Origin of the sequence: Streptomyces thermoviolaceus, from assembly GCF_045209695.1 — a bacterium.
GTDB lineage: Bacteria > Actinomycetota > Actinomycetes > Streptomycetales > Streptomycetaceae > Streptomyces > Streptomyces thermoviolaceus.
Genome location: NZ_CP109280.1, coordinates 3,885,450 through 3,906,843, shown reverse-complemented (window position 1 = coordinate 3,906,843; position 21,394 = coordinate 3,885,450). Strand labels below are relative to the sequence as shown.

The window sequence follows — 21,394 nt, the reverse complement described above, 5'->3', positions numbered from 1 at the left end:
CGACCCTGCCCGTCCCTTCACGTGCGGTCCGACTGTGATCACGCCAAGACGCAAGACCTGTTCACGGCCCGTGGACCTACGTTGTCAGTGCCGGCTGTTACAACAGTGGCACGGTTACACGTGTCGGAGGGGGTCTTAGATGACACAGGCTGGGGAACTGGGCAAGCCCGTTGCCGGGGTGTACGAGAGGCTCATCACGCAGCGGATGCACGACGAGCTGGGGCAGCTCAAGGCCGAGGGCTGGAAGGCCATCGACGCTCGAGTTAGTAAGGACTCGTCGCCCCAGGTGCTGGCTCGTCACATCGGCGAGATACTGACCCGCAAGCTCCAGCAGCTACCAGCAGGCGAGCGGGTGTCCTTTGCCAACCAACTCTTGGAGTCCATAGCCGCGGACACTGCTGACCACGATCCTGAGCCGCACAGCACCCTCGTGGAAGGTCCCCGGCAACTCCTCGCCTTGGCTGAGCGTGAGGCGCCGGGTGTCTTCGCCATCCGTCCCCTCACCCCGTTATCTGAGACCTCGCTGCTGACGAACGCGCCGGACGACCTCAGCATCGGAACGGAGCTGAGGGCCGAGCTCGTTACAGCCGACCGGGTCGACCTGATCTGCGCCTTCGTGAAATGGCATGGCATCCGGGTCCTTGAGGAGGCCCTTCGCGCCGCAGCCAAACAGGGCGTACCCATACGGATCATCACGACCACATACATGGGTGTCACTGAGCGCAAAGCACTCGACCGCCTCGTGCGAGACTTCGGCGCTGCGGTGAAGGTTAACTACGAGACACGATCCACGCGCCTGCACGCCAAGGCTTGGCTCTTCCATCGCGACACAGGATTCCACACCGCCTACGTCGGCAGCAGCAACCTGTCGCGCGCCGCGCTGCTCGACGGACTGGAGTGGAACGTGCGACTGTCGTCGGTCACTTCGCCAGCGGTGGTGGAGAAGATCGCAGCAACGTTCGATGCGTACTGGAACGACGCGGCTTTTGAGACCTACGACCCGGACCGCGACTATGAACGCCTCGACGATGCACTCGCACAGGCTGGTGGCACACGCTCGACCGGCAAGACAGCGAACGACCCCTCGGTCCTCACCGTACGTCCGTTCCCGCACCAGCAAGACATGCTGGAGCGCCTTGAAGCAGAGCGGAACATACGTGGACGCCACCGCAACTTGCTCGTTGCAGCCACCGGAACAGGTAAGACGGTCACTGCTGCTCTCGACTACCGCAACCTCTGCAAGACGTGGGCTGGTGGACGCCCACGACTGCTGTTCGTTGCCCACCGCAAAGAGATTCTCAACCAGTCCCTGCGCACGTACCGCAAGGTTCTCAACGACGCTTCATTCGGCGAACTGCTGCACTCCGGTAAGGAACCCCTCAAGTGGAACCACGTCTTCGCCAGTGTGCAGTCGCTCAACCTTCAGCGACTAGAGCAACTGGCTCCGGATCACTTCGACATCATCGTCATCGATGAGTTCCACCACGCCACGGCGTCAACGTACCGTCGAGTGATCGACCACTTCCGCCCCAAGGAACTACTCGGGCTGACCGCAACTCCCGAGCGGATGGACGGTATCAACGTCCAGGACGAATTCTTCGACGGACGGATCGCTGCCGAGATGCGCCTGTGGGAGGCGCTGGAGAACGACCTGCTCTGCCCCTTCCACTACTTCGGCATCCCGGACGAGACTGACCTGACGCAGCTGACTTGGAAGCGGGGTGCGTACGCCCAACAAGACCTTGAAAATCTATACATCGGCAATGATGAGCGTGCTCAAATCGTCGTTCAGCAGGTGCAGGATAAGGTTCTCGATCCCAGCGTCATGCGCGCCCTAGGCTTCTGCGTAAGTAAGGCACACGCGCACTATATGGCGGAATATTTTCGTCGAGAAACCAACCTTCATGCCATAGCCTTGGACAGTGACTCGCCGAGTGACCTTCGCGAAGAAGCACTACGCGACTTGCGCGATGGCAAGCTGCAAATAATTTTCACAGTCGACCTTTTCAACGAAGGTCTCGATATTCCCAACGTCGACACCCTGCTGCTACTCCGCCCCACCAACAGCGCCACAATTTTCTTGCAACAACTGGGCCGAGGACTGCGCCGCACACCAGACAAGCCTGTCCTCACTGTGCTCGATTTCATCGGGCAGCACCGGGCTGAGTTTCGCTACGAGAACCAGTTCTGCGCCTTGACTAATCTGTCACGGAACCGTCTCGTCGAACATATCGAGCAAGACTTCCCCCAGCTTCCATCTGGCTGCCAGATTGTCCTGGTGGGCAAGTCCAAAGATCTTGTCCTCAACAACATCAGAAGGCAACTCAGAGTTACTGTGCAGACTATATCGAATGAGGTCAAGGCTGTCGGAACCTCACGCCTCGTCGACTATCTCCGAGAAAGCCAGCGAGACATTAAGGAGCTCTACAGAAGTAATAACTCGTGGACAGCTATTCTACATCGAGCCGGCCTTACCGATAAACCACTAACCACACAGGAGAGCGCACTCTTCAAAAGGGTTCATGCCTTCCTCCATGTAGACGACCCGGACCGAGCTAAAGCGTATCTGCGTCTCCTCGAGGAGGATGCACCGCGGTATGAAGACCTCAACGAGCTTGATCAATCCTACGCTCGCATGCTGTTCTTCAACATCTGGGATAACGCGGGAGGATTCACCAGCTACCAGGAGGGGCTCGCGTCACTTCGCCATCAGCGGCGGTTCCGCGATGAACTGACGCAGGTGCTGTCCTACGTCATTGACCGAGCTGACCACAACCCCATCGCGCTGACGGGCAACCTCAGCAAGCTCCCCCTGAAGGTGCACAGTTCATACAACCGCTCGGAGATCCTTGCAGCACTCGATGTCGCACGAATCGGTGGCCAGTTGCCGCGAACTTGGGCGCAAGGTGTCCAATGGTCAGAGAAGTATCAGACAGATGCTCTTTTCATTACCTCAGAGAAGGATGAGAAGAACTTCTCTCCCACCGTGCGGTATAAGGATTACGCACGCACTCGAACGCTCTTCCACTGGGAGTCACAGAACAGCACCTCTGAAACCTCCCCCACTGGCTTGCGGTACCAGCAGCACGAACAGCGGGGAAGTCACGTCCTGCTCTTCCTCCGGCGTTACAAGGACTCGGACATAGGGACCTCTCAGCCCTGGATGCTTCTTGGCCCAGCAACATACGTTGAGCACAGGGGCAGCAAGCCAATGGCTATCACCTGGCGCCTGGAGCATGAGCTCCCGGCCGACGTATGGACATACGCGGCTCCCGCACATTAAAAGCGGTGCCTCTTCTCTACCCCACAGTCACTCAACCTAGCCGCTATACGGCAGTGAGGAAGGCTATGCGGAGCACCCTTCCTCACTCGCCGGCCGATGCACACTCCTCCGCAGGTCCGCTCGGGCATTGGCTCACCCATTCCGCACTGAATTCGCGTTCAGGGATCCGCACGTCTTCGAACATTCCGTGCAGGGAGCTGATGGTCACAACACCTCCCCCATCGACGAGGTCGACACTCGTGGAGTTGTAGGCCACCCTAGAGAAAGTCGGACACCACCTGACACACCACATCATTGAAGGTGTTGCTCTCGGCTACGAGGATGTCATCCTCCCCGGAGTGGAGCACTCCCGAGCAACGCGGAGATCTCCTTCAGAGCAGCGGTGAGACGGGGTGCGTTCGCCGCACAGGTGTCGGGCTGCTCACGGTCCCGGGTGTCCATGGTCAGCCACGCGTCGGAGTACCTCTGCACATCCACCATTAGGTGAGCACGGAGCACGGTCTGCCTTCACGTGTCACGCGTGCGTGCGGTGATGTGCTCGGCCGGCGGCGCGGCGCCGCGTCCCCTGGCCCGGCCCGCGGGTGTCGCCGGCCAGGCCAGGGGGCGAGGTGCCTGCTACTGGGCCGGGCTCAGTTCCGCACGGCCGAACAACAGAGCGTAGCCCGCGGGGAGTTGGGCGAGGATGCGGGTCAGCAGGTCGGTGTCGATCAGGTCGGCCACCACGCTCAGGACCGAGCTGACGTCCCAGCGGGCCGTGGCCGGGGTGGAGCCGTCGATGCGGGCGGCCACCGATTCGACGAACTCCGCGGCGGTCAGGGGGCGGGTGACCGGGATCTGGGAGGCGATCACGCGGGCGGCTTCGTCGGGGAGGGCTCGGGCCAGTTCCACCCGCTCGTCGGCGGTGACGTGGCCCCCGAGGGCCGACAGGACGATCCGGGTGACGCGTTCGGCCTCCGCCCGCGTCGGGTACTGGCCGGCGTCCTTCACCCGCTCGGTCAGGTCGGTCCAGTCCGGTGCGTCGCTGCGCGTCCTGCGCTGTGCGGGCAGGTCGAAGGCCGGGTCACGGTGCGGGAGCGCTGCGGCGGACGTCGGTGTCGACGGGACCTTGGTCGTCGTGACGCCGGGCAGGGTCACACGCGGCACCGTGACGCTGTGGACCGTCGTCGCGGTCATCTGGGCGAGTCCTCCTCCTGGATCGGGTACGGGCATGACCGCGTCCCGCGGCGGGGTACCGGGTCCGCGGGACGCCCTTCCTGGAGTGGTCGGTTGTCCTGGAGTGGTCGGTGTCGGAGCGGCGGGATCAGTTCCCGATCTGCTTCCGTTCGCTGCCGCCCGAGATCGGGATCTTGCGCGGCTTCGCCTGCTCGGCCACCGGGATGCGCAGCGTGAGGACGCCGGCGTCGTAGGAGGCGTCGATGCGCTCGGTGTCGAGCGTTTCGCCGAGGAACAGCTGGCGGGTGAAGGTGCCCGTGGGACGTTCCGCGGCGATCATCTCCACGCCCTCGGGGGCGGGGGACTTCCGCTCGGCGCGGAGGTTGAGGACGTTGCGCTCGACGTCGAGGTCGATCGTCTCCGGGTCCACGCCGGGGAGGTCGAAGTGGACGATGAAGTCGTCACCCGACCGGTAGGCGTCCATCGGCATCGCTCCGGGGCGGTCCGGGCCGAAGACCTCGCGCGTGAGGCGGTCGAGCTCTCGGAACGGGTCGGAGCGCATGAGCATCACAGGTCACTCCTTTCGTGAGGCGCTTCTTGCGATGCCCTCTGCTGCTTATATAACTCGGAGGATGAAACTTGACAAGAGTGGACTCAGGTTTGCCTGGGGTGGCGGGAAGGGGCAGGTGGGGTGGGATGCCGGGAGGTGGGGACGGGGCGGTGATGGGCGTGGTGGGGGTGCGGCGGGGGTTGTGTGGGGAGTGCGGCGGGGACTGTGTGCGGGTGTGACGGCGTGGCACGGTGCGCCGCGGGACGTCGTCGGACGTTGCGAGGCGTCACGGGCGTCGCGGGCGTCGCGGGGCGCCTCCGGGGTTGCGGTGGACGTCCCGGCGGAACGATGCGGAACGGTTCGTCTCCGGGTGGGGTGCGCGCTCGGCCGTCGGAACGTGAGCGTTAGCCTCGGTTTGTTTCGATCTCGCAAGCCGGGAGGCAGTGATGGCGCAGATTCTGGCGAAGGTTCCCACGGCGGCGGTCGCCGCGAGCGGGCTCGTCGGCGGCTACAGCGTGGCGCGCTGGACGAAGAAGCGGCAGCTGGGCGGCGCCGTCCTGGCCGTCGCCGGTGCGGCTGCCGCTCACCAGTGGACCAAGCGTGCGGGCGGCAAGGCGGCGGGGGCGCTCACCGCCGCGTATGTCGCGGCGTTCGCCGGTTCGCACCCGCTGGCCAAGAAGGTGGGTGCCTGGCCCTCGGTGTTCGGTGTCGCCGGGGCGATGGCCCTGGCCTCGTACGTCGTCGCCGACCGGCGTGGTGCCTGACGGACGCATGAGGAGCCCCCGGCGGGACCGGCCGATCCCGAGTCGGCCGTCAGGCCGGGTCCGAGGACGGCGGCGACGGCGGGGACGGCGGGGACTGCGACGGCGAGGGTGACGGCGGGGACGGTGGCCGGGTGTCCGAAGGGCCGCCGGCGCTGCCGTTGCCGTCGGTGTCCCTGGCCGCAGGTTGCTCCCCGGGCGTCACCGCCGTCAGCGGGGTGGCGATGTCCTCCAGGGAGCGGCGTTCGGCCTTGACCGCGAGGAAGACGGCGACCAGGCCCGCCGCGCACATCAGGGCGGCGCCGATCGAGAAGGCGAGCACGGTGTCACCGGTCCTGCCGGTGCCGGTCAGGCCGGCGAACAGCAGCGGGCCGCTGATGCCGCCGGCCGCGGTGCCCAGGGCGTAGAAGAAGGCGATGGCCATCGCCCTGGTCTCCATCGGAAAGATCTCGGAGACGGTCAGGTAGGCGCTGGAGGCGCCGGCGGAGGCGAAGAACAGCACCACGCACCAGCAGACGGTCAGGGTGGTGGCGGTGAGCGAGCCGCGGCCGAACAGCCAGGCCGTGCCGAACAGCAGCACGCCGGACAGCAGGTAGGTCGAGGAGATCATCACGCGGCGGCCGACCGTGTCGAAGAGCTTGCCCAGCAGCAGCGGGCCGAGGAAGTTGCCGGCCGCGATGACGGCGAAGTAGTAGCCGGTGTGGTCGGCTTCGATGGCGAAGAACCTGGTCAGGATGGCGCCGAAGCCGAAGGTGATGGCGTTGTAGAGGAAGGCCTGGCCGATGAAGAGGGAGAAGCCGAGCACGGCCCGCTTGGGGTAGCGGGCGAAGACGGTGCGGCCGATCTCCGTGAAGGAGATGGTGCGGCGCTGGTGGATGGTGATCTCGCCGTGCGGCGGGGGCAGCGGCCCGCTCCGGGTGGACTCGATCGCCTTCTCGATGCCGGACACGACCTCCTCCGCCTCGCGGTCCCGGCCGTGGATGAGCAACCAGCGCGGGCTTTCCGGGACGTGCCGGCGGACCAGCAGGATCATCACGGCGAGGACGGCGCCGAGCGCGAAGGTCGCCCGCCAGCCGACGTCGGCCGGGAGGATGCCGGTGTTCAGGGCGACGATCGACAGCAGCGAGCCGCCGACCGCGCCGAGCCAGAAACTGCCATTGATGATCAGGTCGACGCGGCCGCGGTAGGTGGCGGGGATCAGTTCGTCGATGGCGGAGTTGATGGCCGCGTACTCGCCCCCGATGCCGAAGCCGGTCAGGAACCGGAAGAGGAAGAACCACCACGCGTGGAAGGAGACGGCGGTCAGGGCCGTGGCCGCCAGATACACCCCCAGGGTGATCATGAACAGTTTTCTGCGGCCGAACCGGTCGGTCAGCCGGCCCCAGAACAGGGCACCGCTGCACGCGCCCGCGACATAGAGGGCCGCCGCGACACCGGTGACCTCGGCGGAGGTGATCGGCAGTCCGCTGCCGGGCTCCGACAGGCGGGCGGCGATGTTGCCGACGACCGTGACCTCCAGGCCGTCCAGGATCCACACCGTGCCCAGGCCGACGACCACCGACCAGTGCCAGCGGGACCAGGGGAGGCGGTCCAGCCGGGCGGGGATGTCGGTGGTCACGGTGCGGCCGGTCGCGGCGTCTGCGGTGGTCATGGGGCACCCTCCTCACCGAGCAGAACGCGGGGGTGGGGGCCCCGGACACGGTCCGCGCACGGGGCGCACGGCCCGGCTACGCGCCGAGCAGGCGGGTCACCGTGTAGATGAGCAGTCCGGCCAGGGAGCCGACCACTGTGCCGTTGATACGGATGAACTGCAGGTCACGGCCGATGTGTGCCTCGATCTTGCGGGTGGTGTGCTCCGCGTCCCAGCTCGCCACGGTGTCCGTGATCAGGGAGGTGATCTCCTTGCGGTACGTCGTCACCACGTACACCGCGGCGCCCTCCACCCAGCGGTCCACCTTGTCCTGCGTCCGGGCGTCGCCGGCCAGCCGGTTGCCCAGGGACAGCAGGGAGGCGCGGACCCGCATGCGCAGCTGGCTGCGTTCGTCCTCCGCCGCCGCGACGATCATGGAGCGGACGGCGGACCAGGCGGAGGCGATGAGGTCCTGCACCTCGCCGCGGCCCAGCACCTCGCTCTTGAGGCGCTCGACCCGGGCCCGGGTGTCACCGTCGGTCTGCAGGTCGGCGGCGAAGTCGGTGAGGAAGCGGTCCAGGGCGCCGCGCGCCGGGTGGCTCGGCATGTCCCGCATCTCGGTGACGAAGCGCAGCAGCTCCTTGTAGACGCGCTCGCCGACCTTGCGGTCGACGAACTTCGGGGTCCAGCCGGGCGCTCCGCCCTGGACGGCGTCCATCACCGAGTCGCCGTGCAGCACCAGCCAGTCGTGCGCGCGGGAGATCACCAGGTCGACGGCCCGGCGGTGACCGCCGTCCGCGACGATCTTCTCCAGCAGGGTGCCGAGGCCGGGCGCGATCTCCTGCGCGGCCGCCCGGCGGGTGATCGCCTCCCCGACCACCGCCTGCACGTCGGCGTCGCGCAGCACGGTCAGGGCGCCGCGCAGCGCCGTGGCGAGTTCCTCGGTCACCCGGTCGGCGTGCTCCGGCCGGGCCAGCCAGGCGCCCAGGCGGCTGCCGATGCCGACGGCGCGCAGCCGCTGGCGTACGACATCCTCGGAGAGGAAGTTCTCCCCGACGAACTCGCCCAGGGAGATGCCCAGCTGGTCCTTCTTGGTGGGGATGATCGCGGTGTGCGGGATGGGCAGGCCGAGCGGATGCCGGAACAGCGCGGTGACCGCGAACCAGTCGGCGAGAGCGCCGACCATGCCGGCCTCCATGGCGGCGGCGACATAGCCCGCCCAGGCCCCGGCGCCGGCGTGCTGGGCGGCCTTGGCCAGGACGTAGACCACCGCGACGAACAGCAGCAGCGCGGTCGCGGTCAGTTTCATCCGGCGCACACCGCGGCGGCGTTCTTCGTCGGCCGGGCCGAAGACGGTCATGGTGCGGTGCGATGCGGCTGCCGCCGTGTCCGAGCCGGTCTGCGGACCCGTCGTCGTCGTTCGTTCCATCCACTCCACCCGCTCGGTGATCGCGCCGTCGGTGATCGCACCCACGTCCCGCCCCCAATTGTCCCTTCCTGGCCGGATCGGGGGACGGGTCGGGTGCCGGATGACAGGGTTCGGCACGGCAGGCAGCGGGTGCGCGGGGAGGGGTGGGCGGCCGACGGCGTGCTAGGCCCATCCCTCGCGGCGGTGCTCCCGGTCCTCGCGGCGGTGCTCCCGGTCCTCGCGACGTTCGTCGCGCCGGGAGGCGTGCCGTTCACGGCGCTCGTCGCGCCGCGAGGCGCGCAGTTCACGGCGCTCGGCCCGGCGTTGCAGCCTCTCCTGGCGACGCTGCTCCTTCAGGCGGGCCAGCTGGGCCCTGGTGGGCTTGCGTTCGACGCCGACGCCGCCCCAGAAGGCGAGGCCGGTCACGATCACGCGGGGGGCGCCCGGCTCCCCCGCCACGCCGTCCTCGCGGTGGTCGAAGCCGCCCATGATGCCGATGCCGCGCACCACCACCTCGACCCCCGGCGGCACGATCACCTGCACGCCGCCCATGATCGCGACGCAGTTGATCTCGACCTCGCCGTCGGCGAAGTCCGCCTCGCGCAGGTCGATCTCACCGCCGCCCCAGAAGGCGAAGCAGTTGAACCGCTTGGGCATGGTCCAGGTGCCCTTGCGCTGGAAACCGGACAGGATGGCGACGGCCCACGAGGAGGAGCCGTCGCCGCCGACGATCCGGCCGCGCCAACCGCTGTCCGGCGCCACGTCCTTGCGCAGGGACACCGCGGGGGTGGCGGCCCCGGCGGGCAGGTCACGGGTGAGGGGCGCCAGCTCCCCGTAGGTGCGCGCCTTGTAGGCGGCCTCCAGGCGTTCGTCGAACTCCTGCATGTCAAGGCGCCCTTCGGCCAGGGCGTCCCGCAGGACCTCGGCGACTCGTTCGCGGTCGGCGTCGGACGCACGCAGGTCCGGGGCTTCGTCGGTCATGGGCAGCAGCGTACGAGCCGGGGGTGCGCAAGACGAGAGCGTTCGGCCGGAGAACGGCATTCCTCTTGCGGCCGACGGCGACGTCCCCCGTCCGGATGCGTTCCAGCAGGTCGCGTCCGGCACCGCCGCCGCCGATGGCGAGCGTGGCGAGCAGGGCCTGCCCCACCCAGACGCCGGTGACCGCTTGTGCCTGGTCGTATCCGCCGAGATGCGGCCGGGCGTCCCACAGGGCGAGGTAGGTGTGGACGAGGATCACTCCGAACACCGTGTTGGTGAACACCCCGGCCGCCGTCGCGACCCGATACGTCGCGTACCGTCTGAAGCCCCCGCCGCGACGGCCGCGTACAACCGCAAGGCGCTCACGTCACGCCCTCCCAGGACCGTTGACCCGAGCGCGGAAGCGTAGTGCGGTCACCGCGCGGCCTGCCACATGTTTCACCGGTCCTGTCCCGATTTCACCGGCCCTGTGCCGGTGGATCCGGGGGCCCGGGGCCGGAACCGGGGAGCATGGTGCGGCAGTCTTCATCCGGGGGCGCAGAAGGCGCTTGAGAGCGTACGGAGACGTACGACGCGAAACAGGAGTCCGTGCACGACATGAGCGACGAGCCGCAGCCTCGGGCCGAGGCGCAGCCGCCGACCGAGCCACCGACCGGGCCGCAGGCCGGGACGCAGAGCGAGGCGCAGGGCGACACGCGGGGCGAGGCCCAGCAGCCGAGCGAGCCACCGTCCGGGCAGCCGCGGGAGAAGGGCCAGGGGCCCGCACCGCGCCCGGCCGGCACCCCGGCCCGTTCCTCCGCCGAGGCGGAGGACAGCGGGGTGGCCGGGCCCACCCGTGAGGAGCAGGCCGCGGTGGGCCGGCCCGGCACCGGGGACGGCCGGCCGGGCGAGCGCCGGGGCGGGGCCCCGACGGGGGACGACGTCCGGGCCTCGGAGGACGTCCAGGACGGAGCCTCGGTAAACGGCCGGGACGGAGCCTCGGGGAACGGCCGGGACGGCAAGGAGCGGCGTGGCGAGGAGCGGTCCGTGCCGCCGGCCGAGGGTGCGTCCGGGCCCGCGTCCACGGGTTCCGGGCGCCCGTCCGAACCGGATCAGGCCCGGGACCGGGACCGCGGCGGACGGCAGGCGAAGACCGCGGCGGGCGAGCAGCAGGAGGACACCCCGCCCACGCGGCGGCCGGCGGGCGACCGCCCGGGCGCGCCGAAGGCCGCCGAGGGGACGAAGCCTGCCACCGGACCGGCGCGCGCCGAGGGAGCCGAGGACGGCGAGGAGAGCAGGGGAGCCGACGAGGGAGCCTCTCTCGGAGCGACGGGCGCAGCAGCGCGCGGCGGCTCCGGCGCGGACGCACGGCGCGACGGTGCGGGGGCACAGCGCGTGGACGCGGACGCCCAGCACAAGGACGCTGACCCACGGCACGACGGTGCGGACGCACGGCGCGAGCGTGTGGACGCCCAGCACAAGGACGCTGACGCACGGCGCGAGCGTGTGGACGCCCGGCACAAGGAGGCTGACGCACGGCGCGAGCGTGTGGACGCCCAGCACAAGGACGCTGACGCACGGCGCGACGGTGCGGGAGCGCCGGCCGGCCGTACGACGCACGGCACCGGCGCGGCGGCGGGTGCCGCGGCGGGTGCCGCGGCAGCCCGTGCGGCGGGCAGTGGTGCCGACGCCGGTGACGCCGCGGGGGCGCGCCGGGACACTCGGCCGGGCGAGCCCGGCGGGGCTGCCGGTGCCGTCGACACACCCACCACGAAGATCACCGCCGTGTCCGCCGCCGGGAAGGCCGGCCGGGCGGGCAAGACCCCGGGGGTACCCGCGGGGGCCGGTGCCGCCTCCCGCGGCACGGTCCCGGGCGCGGCGGCGAACGCCTCCGGACCTGCTGCCGGTGCCCCGGGCGCGGCGGCGAACGCCTCCGGCCCCGCGGCCGGTGCCCCGGGCACCACCGCGACCATCGCCACCGCGTCGGCGGCGGCCGCGGCGTCACCGGCCGCCGGTCCCGGCGCCGACGCCTCGGCCGGCGAGGGCAAGGGCAAGGGCAAGGGCAAGGGCAAGGGCAAGCGTCCCAAGCGGCGCGGGCTGCGGCGGCTGCTGCCCACCTGGCGCATGGTGCTGGGCGGTGTCATCACCCTCGCCGTGCTGCTGATCGGCGCGTTCTTCCTCGGGTACTCCCTGGTGAAGATCCCGGAGGCCAACGCCCTGGCGAAGAAGCAGGCCAACGTCTACCTGTACGCCGACGGCAGCGAGATCGCCCGCGAGGGCGAGATCAACCGGGAGAACGTCACCCTCGCCCAGGTCTCCAAGGACGCCCAGCACGCGGTGCTGGCCGCGGAGGACCGCGACTTCTACACCGAGTCGGCCGTCGACCCGGTGGCGATGGCCCGCGCCGGCTGGAACACCGTCACCGGCAAGGGCAAGCAGTCCGGCTCGACGATCACCCAGCAGTACGTGAAGAACTACTACCTGGGCCAGGAGCAGACCGTCACCCGCAAGGTGAAGGAGTTCTTCATCGCGATCAAGCTGGACCGCAGCAAGTCCAAGGACGAGATCCTCGAGGGCTACCTGAACACCAGCTTCTTCGGCCGCAACGCCTACGGCATCCAGGCCGCCGCCCGCGCCTACTACGGCATGGACGCCAAGGACCTGGACCCGGCGCGCGCCGCCTACCTGGCCGCGCTGGTCAACGCGCCCAGCGAGTACGACGTCGTCGCCCACCCGGAGAACAAGAACGCCGCCGTCGCCCGCTGGAACTACGTCCTGGACGGCATGGTCAAGAAGGGCTGGCTGAGCGCCTCCGAGCGGGCCGGGATGACGTTCCCGATGCCCAAGCAGGCCACCGTTCCGGTCGGCCTGGCCGGCCAGCGCGGCTACATCGTCCGCGCGGTGAAGGACTACCTGGACCGGAACCACATCCTCAGCGAGCAGCAGCTGGCCGCCGGCGGTTACCGCATCACCACCACTCTGCAGAAGAACAAGCAGGACGCCTTCGTCAAGGCGGTCGACGACCGGCTGATGGACAAGCTCGACAAGGAGAACAACAAGGTCGACCGCTATGTGCGGGCCGGCGGTGCCGCCATCGACCCGAAGACGGGCGAGGTGGTGGCCATGTACGGCGGCATCGACTACGTGCAGCAGTACACGAACAACGCCACCCGCCGGGACTTCCAGGTCGGCTCCACCTTCAAGCCGTTCGTCCTGGCCTCGGCCATCGAGAACGGCTCCCGGACCCAGGACGGCCGTCCGATCACGCCGAACACCGCCTACGACGGCACCAACAAGCGGCCGGTGCGCGGCTGGAGCGGCTACTACGCCCCGGAGAACGAGGACCAGCACTCCTACGGCAACATCACCGTCCGCGAGGCCACCGACAAGTCCGTCAACGCGGTGTATGCGCAGATGGCCGTCGACGTGGGTGCGTCCAAGGTGAAGGACACCGCGATCGCGCTGGGTCTGCCGAAGGACACGCCGGAGCTGAGCGGTTACCCGTCCATCGCGCTCGGTGTGGCCCGGGCCAGTGTGCTGGACATGGCGCAGGCGTACGCCACGCTCGCCAACCACGGCCGGCACGGCACGTACACCATCGTCAAGAAGATCACCAAGGACGGCGACGCGGTGACCCTGCCGAAGCAGGCCACCACCCAGGCCATCAGCCGTGAGGCCGCCGACACCACCACCGCCGTGCTGCAGTCCGTGGTGCAGAACGGCACCGCGACCGCGGCCCAGGCGGCCGGCCGGCCCGCCGCCGGCAAGACCGGCACCGCCGAGGAGGACACCGCGGCCTGGTTCGCGGGGTACACCCCCGACCTGGCCACCGTGGTGTCGGTGATGGGTCAGGACCCGGACACCGCCGCCCACAAGTCGCTGTACGGCGCGATGGGACTGCCCCGCATCAACGGCGGTGGTGCGCCGGCGGAGATCTGGGCGCAGTTCACGCGGGAGGCGCTGAAGGACACCCCGGCGCACGACTTCGATCTGCAGCTGCAGGCGGGCGCCGACCGGCTGCAGCCGATCCCCGGTGACAGCTCTTCGCAGACCCCGGACGGCGACGAGCCGGGCACGGACACGCCGGGCGCGGAGACCCCCGGCGAATCCACCACCCCGGGTCAGGAGGGCCAGGTGCAGGGTCAGGGCGACACGGGCCAGACCGGCGACATCCCGGGCGGCGGCACGGCCGGGACCGCGGGTGACACCGCCGGCGCCGGCACGCCGCCCACCGGTGGCGCGGACACCGGCGGCGGTCCGGGCACCGGCGGCTCCACATCGACCACCGGCGGCGGGGACACCGGCGGTGGTCCGGGCGCGGGCGGCGGCATGCCGACCACCGGCGGCACCGACGCCGGCGGTGCGGCGGGACCGGGCGGTCCGGGCGGAGGCGCCGGCCTCGTCGGCCGGCCGTGACGAACCGGCCCCGGGGACACCGGGGCCACCCGCCGGGTGGGGCTCAGTGACCGGAGGTCACCTTGAGCCCCACCACTGCTGTCAGCAGCAGGCAGACGAAGAAGATGCGGGCGGCGGTCGCCGGTTCGCCGAGGACCAGCATGCCGAGCACCGCCGCACCGGCCGCGCCGATTCCCACCCACACCCCGTAGGCGGTGCCGATCGGCAGGGAGCGGGTGGCCCGGGCCAGCAGCAGCATGCTGGCGACGATCCCGGCGACGGTGAGCACGCTCGGCACGGGCCGGGTGAAGCCCTCGCTGTACTTCAGGGCGATCGACCAGGCCACTTCAAGCAGGCCGGCGATGATCAGCAGAACCCAGGCCACGACGGGCACCTCCGAGGCGACGGGCGACGACGGCGGACGTCGTCGCGCAACCGGACGGTTGGCACAGAGGAATGCGTCGTCTTTGCCTTCGACCCGGTACGGCGCGTCTCGTCGGGTGCGCCCCGAGGGTAGCAACACGGCGAAGGGGCCGGTGCCGCGGACGGTCACCGGCCCCTTCGGCGTGCGCTGGGGCGACAGGTCACACAGGTCACAGATACAGGCCGGTGGAGTCCTCCGACCCCTCGAACCGGTCCGCGGCCACGGCGTGCAGGTCACGCTCGCGCATGAGCACGTACGCGGTGCCGCGCACCTCGACCTGGGCCCGGTCCTCCGGGTCGAACAGCACCCGGTCGCCGGGCTCGACGGTCCGCACGTTCTGCCCGACGGCGACGACCTCGGCCCAGGCCAGACGGCGTCCCACGGCGGCCGTGGCGGGGATGAGGATGCCGCCGCCCGTGCGCCGCTCGCCCTCGGTCGTCTCCTGCCGGACGAGCACCCGGTCGTGCAGCATGCGAATGGGCAGCTTGTCGTGGTGGGTGCTCTGCTCGTTTCTGTTGGCGCTCACGCCTCGAACCTACCTGCCTTCACCGTGTCCTGACGCGGCTGGGTGGCGGCCGCGGGAGCATGCCGGCGGACCATGGCTAGTCCCGGCGCCGGCGGGCGCTCAGGGTGAGCAGCCCGACCACTCCGACGGCGAGCATCGCGACGGGCACGATCCGCTCGACGCGCAGCGCGCCGTCCGCGTCCACGAACTGCGACCGCACCTCGCTCACCACCCGGTTGACCTGGACGTAGGCCCGGCCCAGGGTGTGATCGACGTGGGAGACGACCTTGGCCTTCGCGTCCCCGACGATGGTCTTGGGGTGCACCCGCATCCCGATCTCGTCGAGCGTCTCGGCCAGTACCTCACGGCGGCGCCTGATGTCCGCCTCGATCTCAGCCGGTGTTCTGGTGTCCGCCGTGTCCGCCACCGTACCGCCTCCGAAGTCCACTGATGCCTGTCGAGCACAGTCTGTCAGTTCGCGCCGCGACCGTACGGTCGGCACCCCCCGGTTACCCTCGACAGCGACGGTACAGGCATGCGCGAGGAGAAGACCTTCGATGACCGAGCGACTCCAGCCCGGGGACGTGGCCCCCGCCTTCACCCTCCCCGACGCCGACGGCACCGAGGTGTCGCTGGCCGACTACCAGGGCCGCAAGGTCATCGTCTACTTCTATCCTGCGGCCTTGACCCCCGGATGCACCAAGCAGGCCTGCGATTTCACCGACAATCTCGACCTGCTGGCCGGTGCCGGATACGACGTGATCGGCATCTCTCCCGACAAGCCGGAGAAGCTGGCGAAGTTCCGGGAGAAGGAGTCGCTGAAGGTCACCCTGCTGTCCGACCCGGACAAGAAGGTGCTGGAGGCCTACGGCGCCTACGGGGAGAAGAAGCTGTACGGCAAGACCGTGACCGGGGTGATCCGCTCCACGGTGATCGTGGACGAGAACGGCACGGTCGAGCGCGCCCTGTACAACGTCAAGGCCACCGGGCATGTGGCCAAGATCATCAAGGATCTGGGCATCTGACGCGTGCCGGGCGGCCGCTGCGGGCCCGGGAGTTGACGGGAGCGAGGTGCGGCATCGGGCGTGGACCGCGACGGTGCCCCCGGTAGCATGGGCACGCACGCGGCCGTTGCTGAACGGTATAAGCAGAGGTTTTAGGTGCCTCGGGGCGTTAGCCCATGTGGGTTCGACTCCCACCGGCCGCACCCCCGCAGGGGCCGCCCGCCGGACGGCCCCTGCCGCGTTCTTCCGGTCGGTGCCGACGGTGCCACCGGCTTTACGGTGCCACCGGTTCTTCCGGTCCCTCCCGCGGTCTCCTGCGGACCGGGTCAGCCCAGCAGCTCCCGTATCACCGGCACCAGGGCCCGGAACGCCTTGCCGCGGTGGCTGATCGCGTTCTTCTCCTCGGGCGTCAGCTCGGCGCAGGTGCGGCTCTCACCCTCCGGCTGGAGGATCGGGTCGTAGCCGAAGCCGTTGGTGCCGGCGGGCTCGCGGCGGAGCACTCCCTGGAGCCGGCCTTCCACGACCCGCTCGGTGCCGTCGGGCAGGGCGAGGGCGGCCGCGCAGGCGAAGTGGGCGGCGCGGTGCTCGTCGGCGATGTCGGCGAGCTGGGCGAGCAGCAGGCGCAGGTTGGCCTCGTCGTCGCCATGGCGGCCGGCCCAGCGGGCCGAGAAGATGCCGGGGGCGCCACCGAGGACGTCGACGCAGAGCCCGGAGTCGTCGGCGACGGCGGGCAGGCCGGTGGCCCGGGCGAGGGCGTGCGCCTTCAGCAGCGCGTTCTCGGCGAAGGTGACACCGGTCTCCTTCACGTCGGGGACGTCCGGGTAGGCGTCGGTGCCGACCAGTTCGTGGGGCAGCCCGGCCTCGGCGAGGATCGCCCTGAGTTCGGTGATCTTCCCGGGGTTGCGGGTGGCGAGGATCAAGCGGGTCATGCCCACCAGTATCCGGGGGCGGCCGGCCCGGTGCGGTCCGCGGGCCTGCCGGTCACCCGGTCCGGTGCCGGGCGCACGGCAGGAGCACCGCACGCCCGGGCCGGCCGGACGGCCGCGGTGCCGTCGCGGCGGCTGTCTACTGCTCCAGGGCGGTGCGCTGGACGCGTGCCAGCTCGGTGCAGCCGGTGACCGCGAGGCCGAGCAGGGCGTCGAGTTCCTCGCGGGCGAACGGCTCGGCCTCGGCGGTGCCCTGGACCTCGACGAAGCGTCCGTCGCCGGTGCACACCACGTTCATGTCGGTGTCGGCGCGCACGTCCTCCTCGTAGCAGAGGTCGAGCAGGGGCACGCCGGCCACGATGCCGACGGAGACGGCGCTGACGCTGCCGGTCAGCGGCTTGCGGCCGGGCTTGATCAGCTTCTTGTCCTGGGCCCAGGTGATCGCGTCGGCGAGGGCGACATAGGCGCCGGTGATGGCGGCGGTGCGGGTGCCGCCGTCGGCCTGCAGGACGTCGCAGTCGAGCACGACGGTGTTCTCGCCGAGCGCCTTGTAGTCGACGACGGCGCGCAGGGAACGGCCGATGAGGCGGCTGATCTCGTGGGTCCGGCCGCCGATCTTGCCCTTGACGGACTCGCGGTCGCCGCGGGTGTTGGTGGCGCGGGGCAGCATGGCGTACTCGGCGGTGACCCAGCCCTCGCCGCTGCCCTTGCGCCAGCGGGGCACGCCCTCGGTGAAGGAGGCGGTGCACAGGACCTTGGTGTGGCCGAAGGAGACGAGGACGGAGCCCTCGGCGTGCTTGCTCCAGCCACGTTCGATGGTGACGGGGCGGAGCTGTTCGGGGGTGCGGCCGTCGATGCGAGACATGGCGCCGAGCCTAGTCCCCCGAGCGGAGGAGGCTCCCTCCGCATCGGAAGGAGCCCCCGGGACGGTGAACCGGGCCGGTTCACATCATGTCTTCGATCTCCGCGGCGATCGGGTCGGCGTCGGTGCCGATGACGACCTGGATGGCGGTGCCCATCTTCACCACGCCGTGGGCGCCGGCGGCCTTGAGCGCGGCCTCGTCGACCAGCGAGGGGTCGTGGACCTCGGTGCGGAGCCGGGTGATGCAGCCCTCGACCTCTTCGATGTTGTCGATGCCGCCGAGCCCGGCAACGATCTTCTCAGCCTTGCTGGCCATGTCTCTTCTCCTAGATCCGAACCGCTGTGTCGCAGTGACCCACAGGTGGCCCATCTTCGCGAGCGGTCGTGCCGTGGGTGCCCCATGCTGGCCTTCACGACGCGGAACCGTCCGTCAACTGGTCTACACCACGGCCCGCGCCCCGGCCAAACGCGGAGGACGCCGATGACCGCCGACAGCGCCGATGCCAGGGTCTCCCCCGTCCGCGAGCGATGGAACACGGCCTTCCAGGGACTGCAGAAGATGGGCCGGAGCCTGCAACTGCCGATCGCGGTGCTGCCGGCCGCGGGCATCCTCAACCGTCTCGGCCAGCCGGACGTCTTCGGTGCGGACGGGCTCGGCTGGGGCGCCGTGTCGAAGGTGATGGCGGGCGCGGGCGGGGCGCTGCTGGACGGTCAGCTGGGGCTGCCGCTGCTGTTCTGCGTCGGTGTGGCGATCGGCATGGCGAAGAAGGCGGACGGCTCCACCGCCCTGGCCGCCGTGGTCGGCTTCCTCGTCTACTCCAACGTGCTCCGCCAGTTCCCGATCGACTGCCCGCCGGGAACGAGGACGGTCGCCACGGGATGCCAGGGGGCGGACGGGACGGTGACGGCGTTCGTCCACCAGAACCCGGGAATCTTCGGCGGCATCGTGCTGGGACTGCTGTCCGCCTTCTTCTGGCAGCGGCTGCACCGCACACGGCTGGTGGACTGGCTGGGCTTCTTCAACGGCCGGCGTCTGGTGCCGATCGTCATGGCCTTCGTGGCGATCCTGTTCGCGGCACTGTGCCTGTGGGTGTGGCCGCCGGTCGGCCGGGCGCTGGAGTCGTTCAGCGGGTGGCTGAACACGGCCGGGGCGTGGGGCGCCGGTGTCTTCGGGCTGGCCAACCGGGCGCTGCTGGTGATCGGCCTGCACCAGTTCTTGAACGTGCCGGTCTGGTTCCAGTTCGGCAGCTGGACCCGGCCGGACGGCACGGTGGTGCACGGGGACATCAACATGTTCCTCGCCGGTGACCCGCACGCGGGCCAGTTCACCTCGGGGTTCTTCCCGATCATGATGTTCGCGCTGCCGGCGGCGGCGCTGGCGATCACACACAGCGCACGGCCCGCACGCCGCAAGGAGGTCGGCGGGCTGATGCTGTCGGTGGCGCTGACCTCGTTCGTCACGGGGATCACCGAGCCGCTGGAGTACTCGTTCCTCTTCGTCGCCCCCGCGCTGTACGCGGTGCACGCGGTGCTCACCGGGGTGTCAATGGCGGTGACGTGGGCGCTGGGGGTGCACGACGGCTTCAGCTTCTCCGCGGGCCTGATCGACTACGTCATCAACTGGCACCTGGCGAGGCGGCCGTGGGCGATCGTGCCGATCGGGCTGTGCTTCGCCGTCGTCTATTACGCGGTGTTCCGCTTCGCGATCGCGCGGTTCGACCTGCACACGCCCGGGCGGGAGCCCGAGAGCGGGGCGGAGGACGTCACCAGGGCCTGAAAGGTCGGCGGTGCACCGGGCCCTTCGAGCGCACGCACAGTGGCTGATCCGTCGCTGAATCGCGGGTTCCTTCCCCGTCCCTGTCGTGCTACAACAGGTCTACACCACCGGGAGTGGTGTAGACCACAGCCATGCCCGACTGGAGGATCTAGTGACCACGGCCAGCACCGCTCCTGCGGCCAAGAAAAAAGGGAACCGCGCCAGTACGATGGCCGTGCTTCAGCGGATCGGTCGCAGTCTGATGCTGCCGGTCGCGGTCCTTCCCGCCGCCGCCCTTCTGGTTCGCATCGGCAACACGGACATGCTGGGCCGCCCGTCGTTCCCGGACTTCCTCACGAGGATCGCGTCCTTCATGACGGCCGGTGGCAACGCCATCCTCGACAACATGCCGCTGCTTTTCGCCGTGGGCATCGCTATCGGCTTCGCCAAGAAGTCGGATGGATCTACAGCGCTCGCGGCAGTCGTCGGTTACCTGGTGTTCAAGAGCGTGCTCGGCACGTTCACGGACGACAATCTGCCGAAAGTGGCGACAGTCGTCGACGACAAGATCGTCTACCAGGCCGCCCCTGCGGATGCCAAGGTTCTCGGCGGCGTCGTGATGGGAATCGCCGTCGCACTGCTCTATCAGCGCTTCCATCGCACAAAACTGCCGGATTGGGCGGGATTCTTCGGCGGCCGCCGTCTTGTACCCATCCTGTCGGCCCTCGCAGGCTTGATCATCGGCATCGTCTTCGGCTACATCTGGCCAGTGCTCGGCACCGGTCTCCACCGATTCAGCGAGTGGCTGGTCGGTTCCGGGGCCGTCGGGGCGGGAATCTTCGGAGTCGCCAACCGTGCACTGATTCCGATCGGCATGCATCACTTGCTGAACTCGTTCCCCTGGCTGCAGGCCGGCGACTACCACGGCAAGAGCGGCGACATCGCGCGCTTCCTGGCCGGGGACCCGACCGCGGGCCAGTTCATGACGGGATTCTTCCCCGTCATGATGTTCGGCCTGCCGGCCGCATGCCTCGCCATGGCACATTGCGCCCGCCCGGAACGACGCAAGGCCGTCAGCGGCATGATGCTCTCCCTGGCGCTCACCAGCTTCGTCACCGGCGTGACCGAGCCCATCGAGTTCACGTTCATGTTCATCGCGCCCGTCCTCTACGGCATCCACGCAGTCCTGACCGGCGTTTCCATGGCGCTGACCTGGGCACTGGGAATGAAGGACGGATTCGGCTTCTCCGCCGGAGCGGTGGACTTCTTCCTGAATCTGGGCATCGCAACCAAACCATGGAGCCTGGCCCTGGTCGGATTGTGCTTCGCGGCCGTTTATTACACGGTCTTCCGCGTCGCCATCACGAAGTTCAACCTGCCGACTCCGGGCCGAGAACCCGACGAAGAGCTGGAACAAACCACCAAAGCCGACACAGTCTAGCCACGTACCGCGCCCCGGACCTCTGACCAGCCAGAGGTCCGGGCTTTGTCATCAATTCCGATACACTCAATATTCTGCACGGTGACGCCGATTTCACAGGGTACGAAAGGCGAGACTTCACTCTCTCCCGGATGAGCCGGGCACTGGATCGCAGGATCACCGCAGCAACTCGGCTCGGCCGCCTGGAGCATCTCCGGCCTGGACCTCACGCCGGCTTCCGCAGCGAAGGTACGAGCAGCATTCGCCCAGCTGGCCGAAGCAGCAGGCACCACCGTTCCGGCGGGACCTCCCGGATACCGCACCGAACGGATCGTCGATTTATCGTGAGGCGACCGCCCGG

The 21,394-nt window shown here is 69.3% G+C and carries 17 protein-coding genes, 1 tRNA gene, 1 pseudogene and 1 riboswitch; of the genes and pseudogenes, 7 read left to right on the top strand and 12 right to left on the bottom strand.

All coding sequences use genetic code 11. The annotated features are described in order from the left end of the window. Positions 1-139 precede the first annotated feature (139 nt). On the top strand, positions 140-3,283 hold the full coding sequence (locus OG899_RS17130) for a DUF3427 domain-containing protein (protein WP_251505815.1): 3,144 nt from the start codon (positions 140-142) through the stop codon (positions 3,281-3,283). Positions 3,284-3,898: 615 nt separating this feature from the next. Here the strand turns inward: OG899_RS17130 and OG899_RS17125 are convergent. Both OG899_RS17125 and OG899_RS17120 read right to left on the bottom strand, forming a co-directional pair. Further along, positions 3,899-4,456: a DUF2267 domain-containing protein gene (locus OG899_RS17125; protein WP_125499018.1), complete on the bottom strand. Its 558-nt coding sequence runs from the start codon at positions 4,454-4,456 to the stop codon at positions 3,899-3,901. 127 nt (positions 4,457-4,583) lie between these two features. Further along, positions 4,584-5,003, bottom strand: a complete 420-nt coding sequence (locus tag OG899_RS17120) for an Hsp20/alpha crystallin family protein (protein ID WP_125499017.1) — start codon at positions 5,001-5,003, stop codon at positions 4,584-4,586. A gap of 440 nt (positions 5,004-5,443) precedes the next feature. On the opposite strand from OG899_RS17120, the gene OG899_RS17115 reads away from it, so the two are divergent. Further along, entirely contained in the window at positions 5,444-5,749 is a 306-nt protein-coding gene (locus OG899_RS17115) for a hypothetical protein (protein WP_125499735.1), read from the top strand. A gap of 49 nt (positions 5,750-5,798) precedes the next feature. On the opposite strand, the gene OG899_RS17110 is transcribed toward OG899_RS17115, so the two are convergent. The 4 genes and pseudogenes from OG899_RS17110 to OG899_RS17095 all read right to left on the bottom strand — a co-directional run. Further along, positions 5,799-7,397 carry an MFS transporter gene (locus OG899_RS17110; protein WP_406311078.1) on the bottom strand — a complete coding sequence of 533 codons (1,599 nt, stop codon included), beginning with the start codon at positions 7,395-7,397 and terminating at the stop codon, positions 5,799-5,801. Between the two features lie 76 nt (positions 7,398-7,473). Further along, positions 7,474-8,736, bottom strand: a complete 1,263-nt coding sequence (locus OG899_RS17105) for a DUF445 domain-containing protein (protein ID WP_125499736.1) — start codon at positions 8,734-8,736, stop codon at positions 7,474-7,476. Positions 8,737-8,967: 231 nt separating this feature from the next. Next, positions 8,968-9,765, bottom strand: a complete 798-nt coding sequence (locus OG899_RS17100) for a DUF1707 domain-containing protein (protein ID WP_125499710.1) — start codon at positions 9,763-9,765, stop codon at positions 8,968-8,970. Between the two features lie 46 nt (positions 9,766-9,811). Then, positions 9,812-10,113, bottom strand: a pseudogene (locus tag OG899_RS17095) (ABC transporter permease); the annotation flags it as partial. 1,599 nt (positions 10,114-11,712) lie between these two features. On the opposite strand from OG899_RS17095, the gene OG899_RS17090 reads away from it, so the two are divergent. After that, positions 11,713-14,157: a transglycosylase domain-containing protein gene (locus tag OG899_RS17090; protein ID WP_406311193.1), complete on the top strand. Its 2,445-nt coding sequence runs from the start codon at positions 11,713-11,715 to the stop codon at positions 14,155-14,157. Between the two features lie 43 nt (positions 14,158-14,200). On the opposite strand, the gene OG899_RS17085 is transcribed toward OG899_RS17090, so the two are convergent. The 3 genes from OG899_RS17085 to OG899_RS17075 all read right to left on the bottom strand — a co-directional run bounded on the left by OG899_RS17085 (position 14,201) and on the right by OG899_RS17075 (position 15,492). Then, entirely contained in the window at positions 14,201-14,521 is a 321-nt protein-coding gene (locus OG899_RS17085; RefSeq protein WP_125499711.1) for a multidrug efflux SMR transporter, read from the bottom strand. Between the two features lie 70 nt (positions 14,522-14,591). Then, positions 14,592-14,659, bottom strand: a riboswitch (guanidine-III (ykkC-III) riboswitch). 70 nt (positions 14,660-14,729) lie between these two features. Continuing rightward, the gene (locus OG899_RS17080) at positions 14,730-15,086 is read right to left on the bottom strand and encodes a co-chaperone GroES (RefSeq protein ID WP_125499712.1); all 357 of its coding nucleotides are present in this window, start codon (positions 15,084-15,086) and stop codon (positions 14,730-14,732) included. Between the two features lie 76 nt (positions 15,087-15,162). Continuing rightward, entirely contained in the window at positions 15,163-15,492 is a 330-nt protein-coding gene (locus OG899_RS17075; RefSeq protein WP_125499713.1) for a DUF3618 domain-containing protein, read from the bottom strand. Between the two features lie 130 nt (positions 15,493-15,622). On the opposite strand from OG899_RS17075, the gene bcp reads away from it, so the two are divergent. Both bcp and OG899_RS17065 read left to right on the top strand, forming a co-directional pair. Then, complete coding sequence (bcp, locus tag OG899_RS17070; protein ID WP_125499714.1) at positions 15,623-16,090, top strand: thioredoxin-dependent thiol peroxidase; 468 nt, start codon at positions 15,623-15,625, stop codon at positions 16,088-16,090. 99 nt (positions 16,091-16,189) lie between these two features. Then, positions 16,190-16,272 (top strand) — tRNA-Leu (locus OG899_RS17065). Positions 16,273-16,395: 123 nt separating this feature from the next. Here the strand turns inward: OG899_RS17065 and rdgB are convergent. The 3 genes from rdgB to OG899_RS17050 form a co-directional block, all read right to left on the bottom strand. Next, positions 16,396-16,998, bottom strand: coding sequence for an RdgB/HAM1 family non-canonical purine NTP pyrophosphatase (gene rdgB / locus OG899_RS17060; protein ID WP_125499715.1), 603 nt, complete (start codon positions 16,996-16,998; stop codon positions 16,396-16,398). A gap of 136 nt (positions 16,999-17,134) precedes the next feature. Further along, a complete protein-coding gene (gene rph / locus OG899_RS17055) occupies positions 17,135-17,860 on the bottom strand; it encodes a ribonuclease PH (protein WP_125499716.1) in 726 nt (241 codons plus the stop codon). A gap of 79 nt (positions 17,861-17,939) precedes the next feature. After that, positions 17,940-18,173 (bottom strand): glucose PTS transporter subunit EIIB, encoded by a 234-nt coding sequence (locus tag OG899_RS17050; RefSeq protein ID WP_125499717.1) that lies wholly within the window; start codon positions 18,171-18,173, stop codon positions 17,940-17,942. 165 nt (positions 18,174-18,338) lie between these two features. Here OG899_RS17050 and OG899_RS17045 point away from each other — a divergent pair, with 165 nt between their 5' ends. Both OG899_RS17045 and OG899_RS17040 read left to right on the top strand, forming a co-directional pair. Further along, a complete protein-coding gene (locus OG899_RS17045; protein ID WP_168131943.1) occupies positions 18,339-19,634 on the top strand; it encodes a PTS transporter subunit EIIC in 1,296 nt (431 codons plus the stop codon). A gap of 151 nt (positions 19,635-19,785) precedes the next feature. Further along, positions 19,786-21,054, top strand: a complete 1,269-nt coding sequence (locus OG899_RS17040; protein WP_125499719.1) for a PTS transporter subunit EIIC — start codon at positions 19,786-19,788, stop codon at positions 21,052-21,054. Positions 21,055-21,394 lie beyond the last annotated feature (340 nt).

Excerpts from the sequence above, each read along its gene's own strand:
- OG899_RS17130 (WP_251505815.1), top strand. The coding sequence starts at position 140 with ATGACACAGGCTGGGGAACTGGGCAAGCCCGTTGCCGGGGTGTACGAG.
- OG899_RS17125 (WP_125499018.1), bottom strand. The coding sequence starts at position 4,456 with ATGACCGCGACGACGGTCCACAGCGTCACGGTGCCGCGTGTGACCCTG.
- OG899_RS17120 (WP_125499017.1), bottom strand. The coding sequence starts at position 5,003 with ATGCTCATGCGCTCCGACCCGTTCCGAGAGCTCGACCGCCTCACGCGC.
- OG899_RS17110 (WP_406311078.1), bottom strand. The coding sequence starts at position 7,397 with ATGACCACCGCAGACGCCGCGACCGGCCGCACCGTGACCACCGACATC.
- OG899_RS17105 (WP_125499736.1), bottom strand. The coding sequence starts at position 8,736 with ATGACCGTCTTCGGCCCGGCCGACGAAGAACGCCGCCGCGGTGTGCGC.
- OG899_RS17100 (WP_125499710.1), bottom strand. The coding sequence starts at position 9,765 with ATGACCGACGAAGCCCCGGACCTGCGTGCGTCCGACGCCGACCGCGAA.
- bcp (WP_125499714.1), top strand. The coding sequence starts at position 15,623 with ATGACCGAGCGACTCCAGCCCGGGGACGTGGCCCCCGCCTTCACCCTC.
- rdgB (WP_125499715.1), bottom strand. The coding sequence starts at position 16,998 with ATGACCCGCTTGATCCTCGCCACCCGCAACCCCGGGAAGATCACCGAA.
- rph (WP_125499716.1), bottom strand. The coding sequence starts at position 17,860 with ATGTCTCGCATCGACGGCCGCACCCCCGAACAGCTCCGCCCCGTCACC.
- OG899_RS17050 (WP_125499717.1), bottom strand. The coding sequence starts at position 18,173 with ATGGCCAGCAAGGCTGAGAAGATCGTTGCCGGGCTCGGCGGCATCGAC.
- OG899_RS17045 (WP_168131943.1), top strand. The coding sequence starts at position 18,339 with ATGACCGCCGACAGCGCCGATGCCAGGGTCTCCCCCGTCCGCGAGCGA.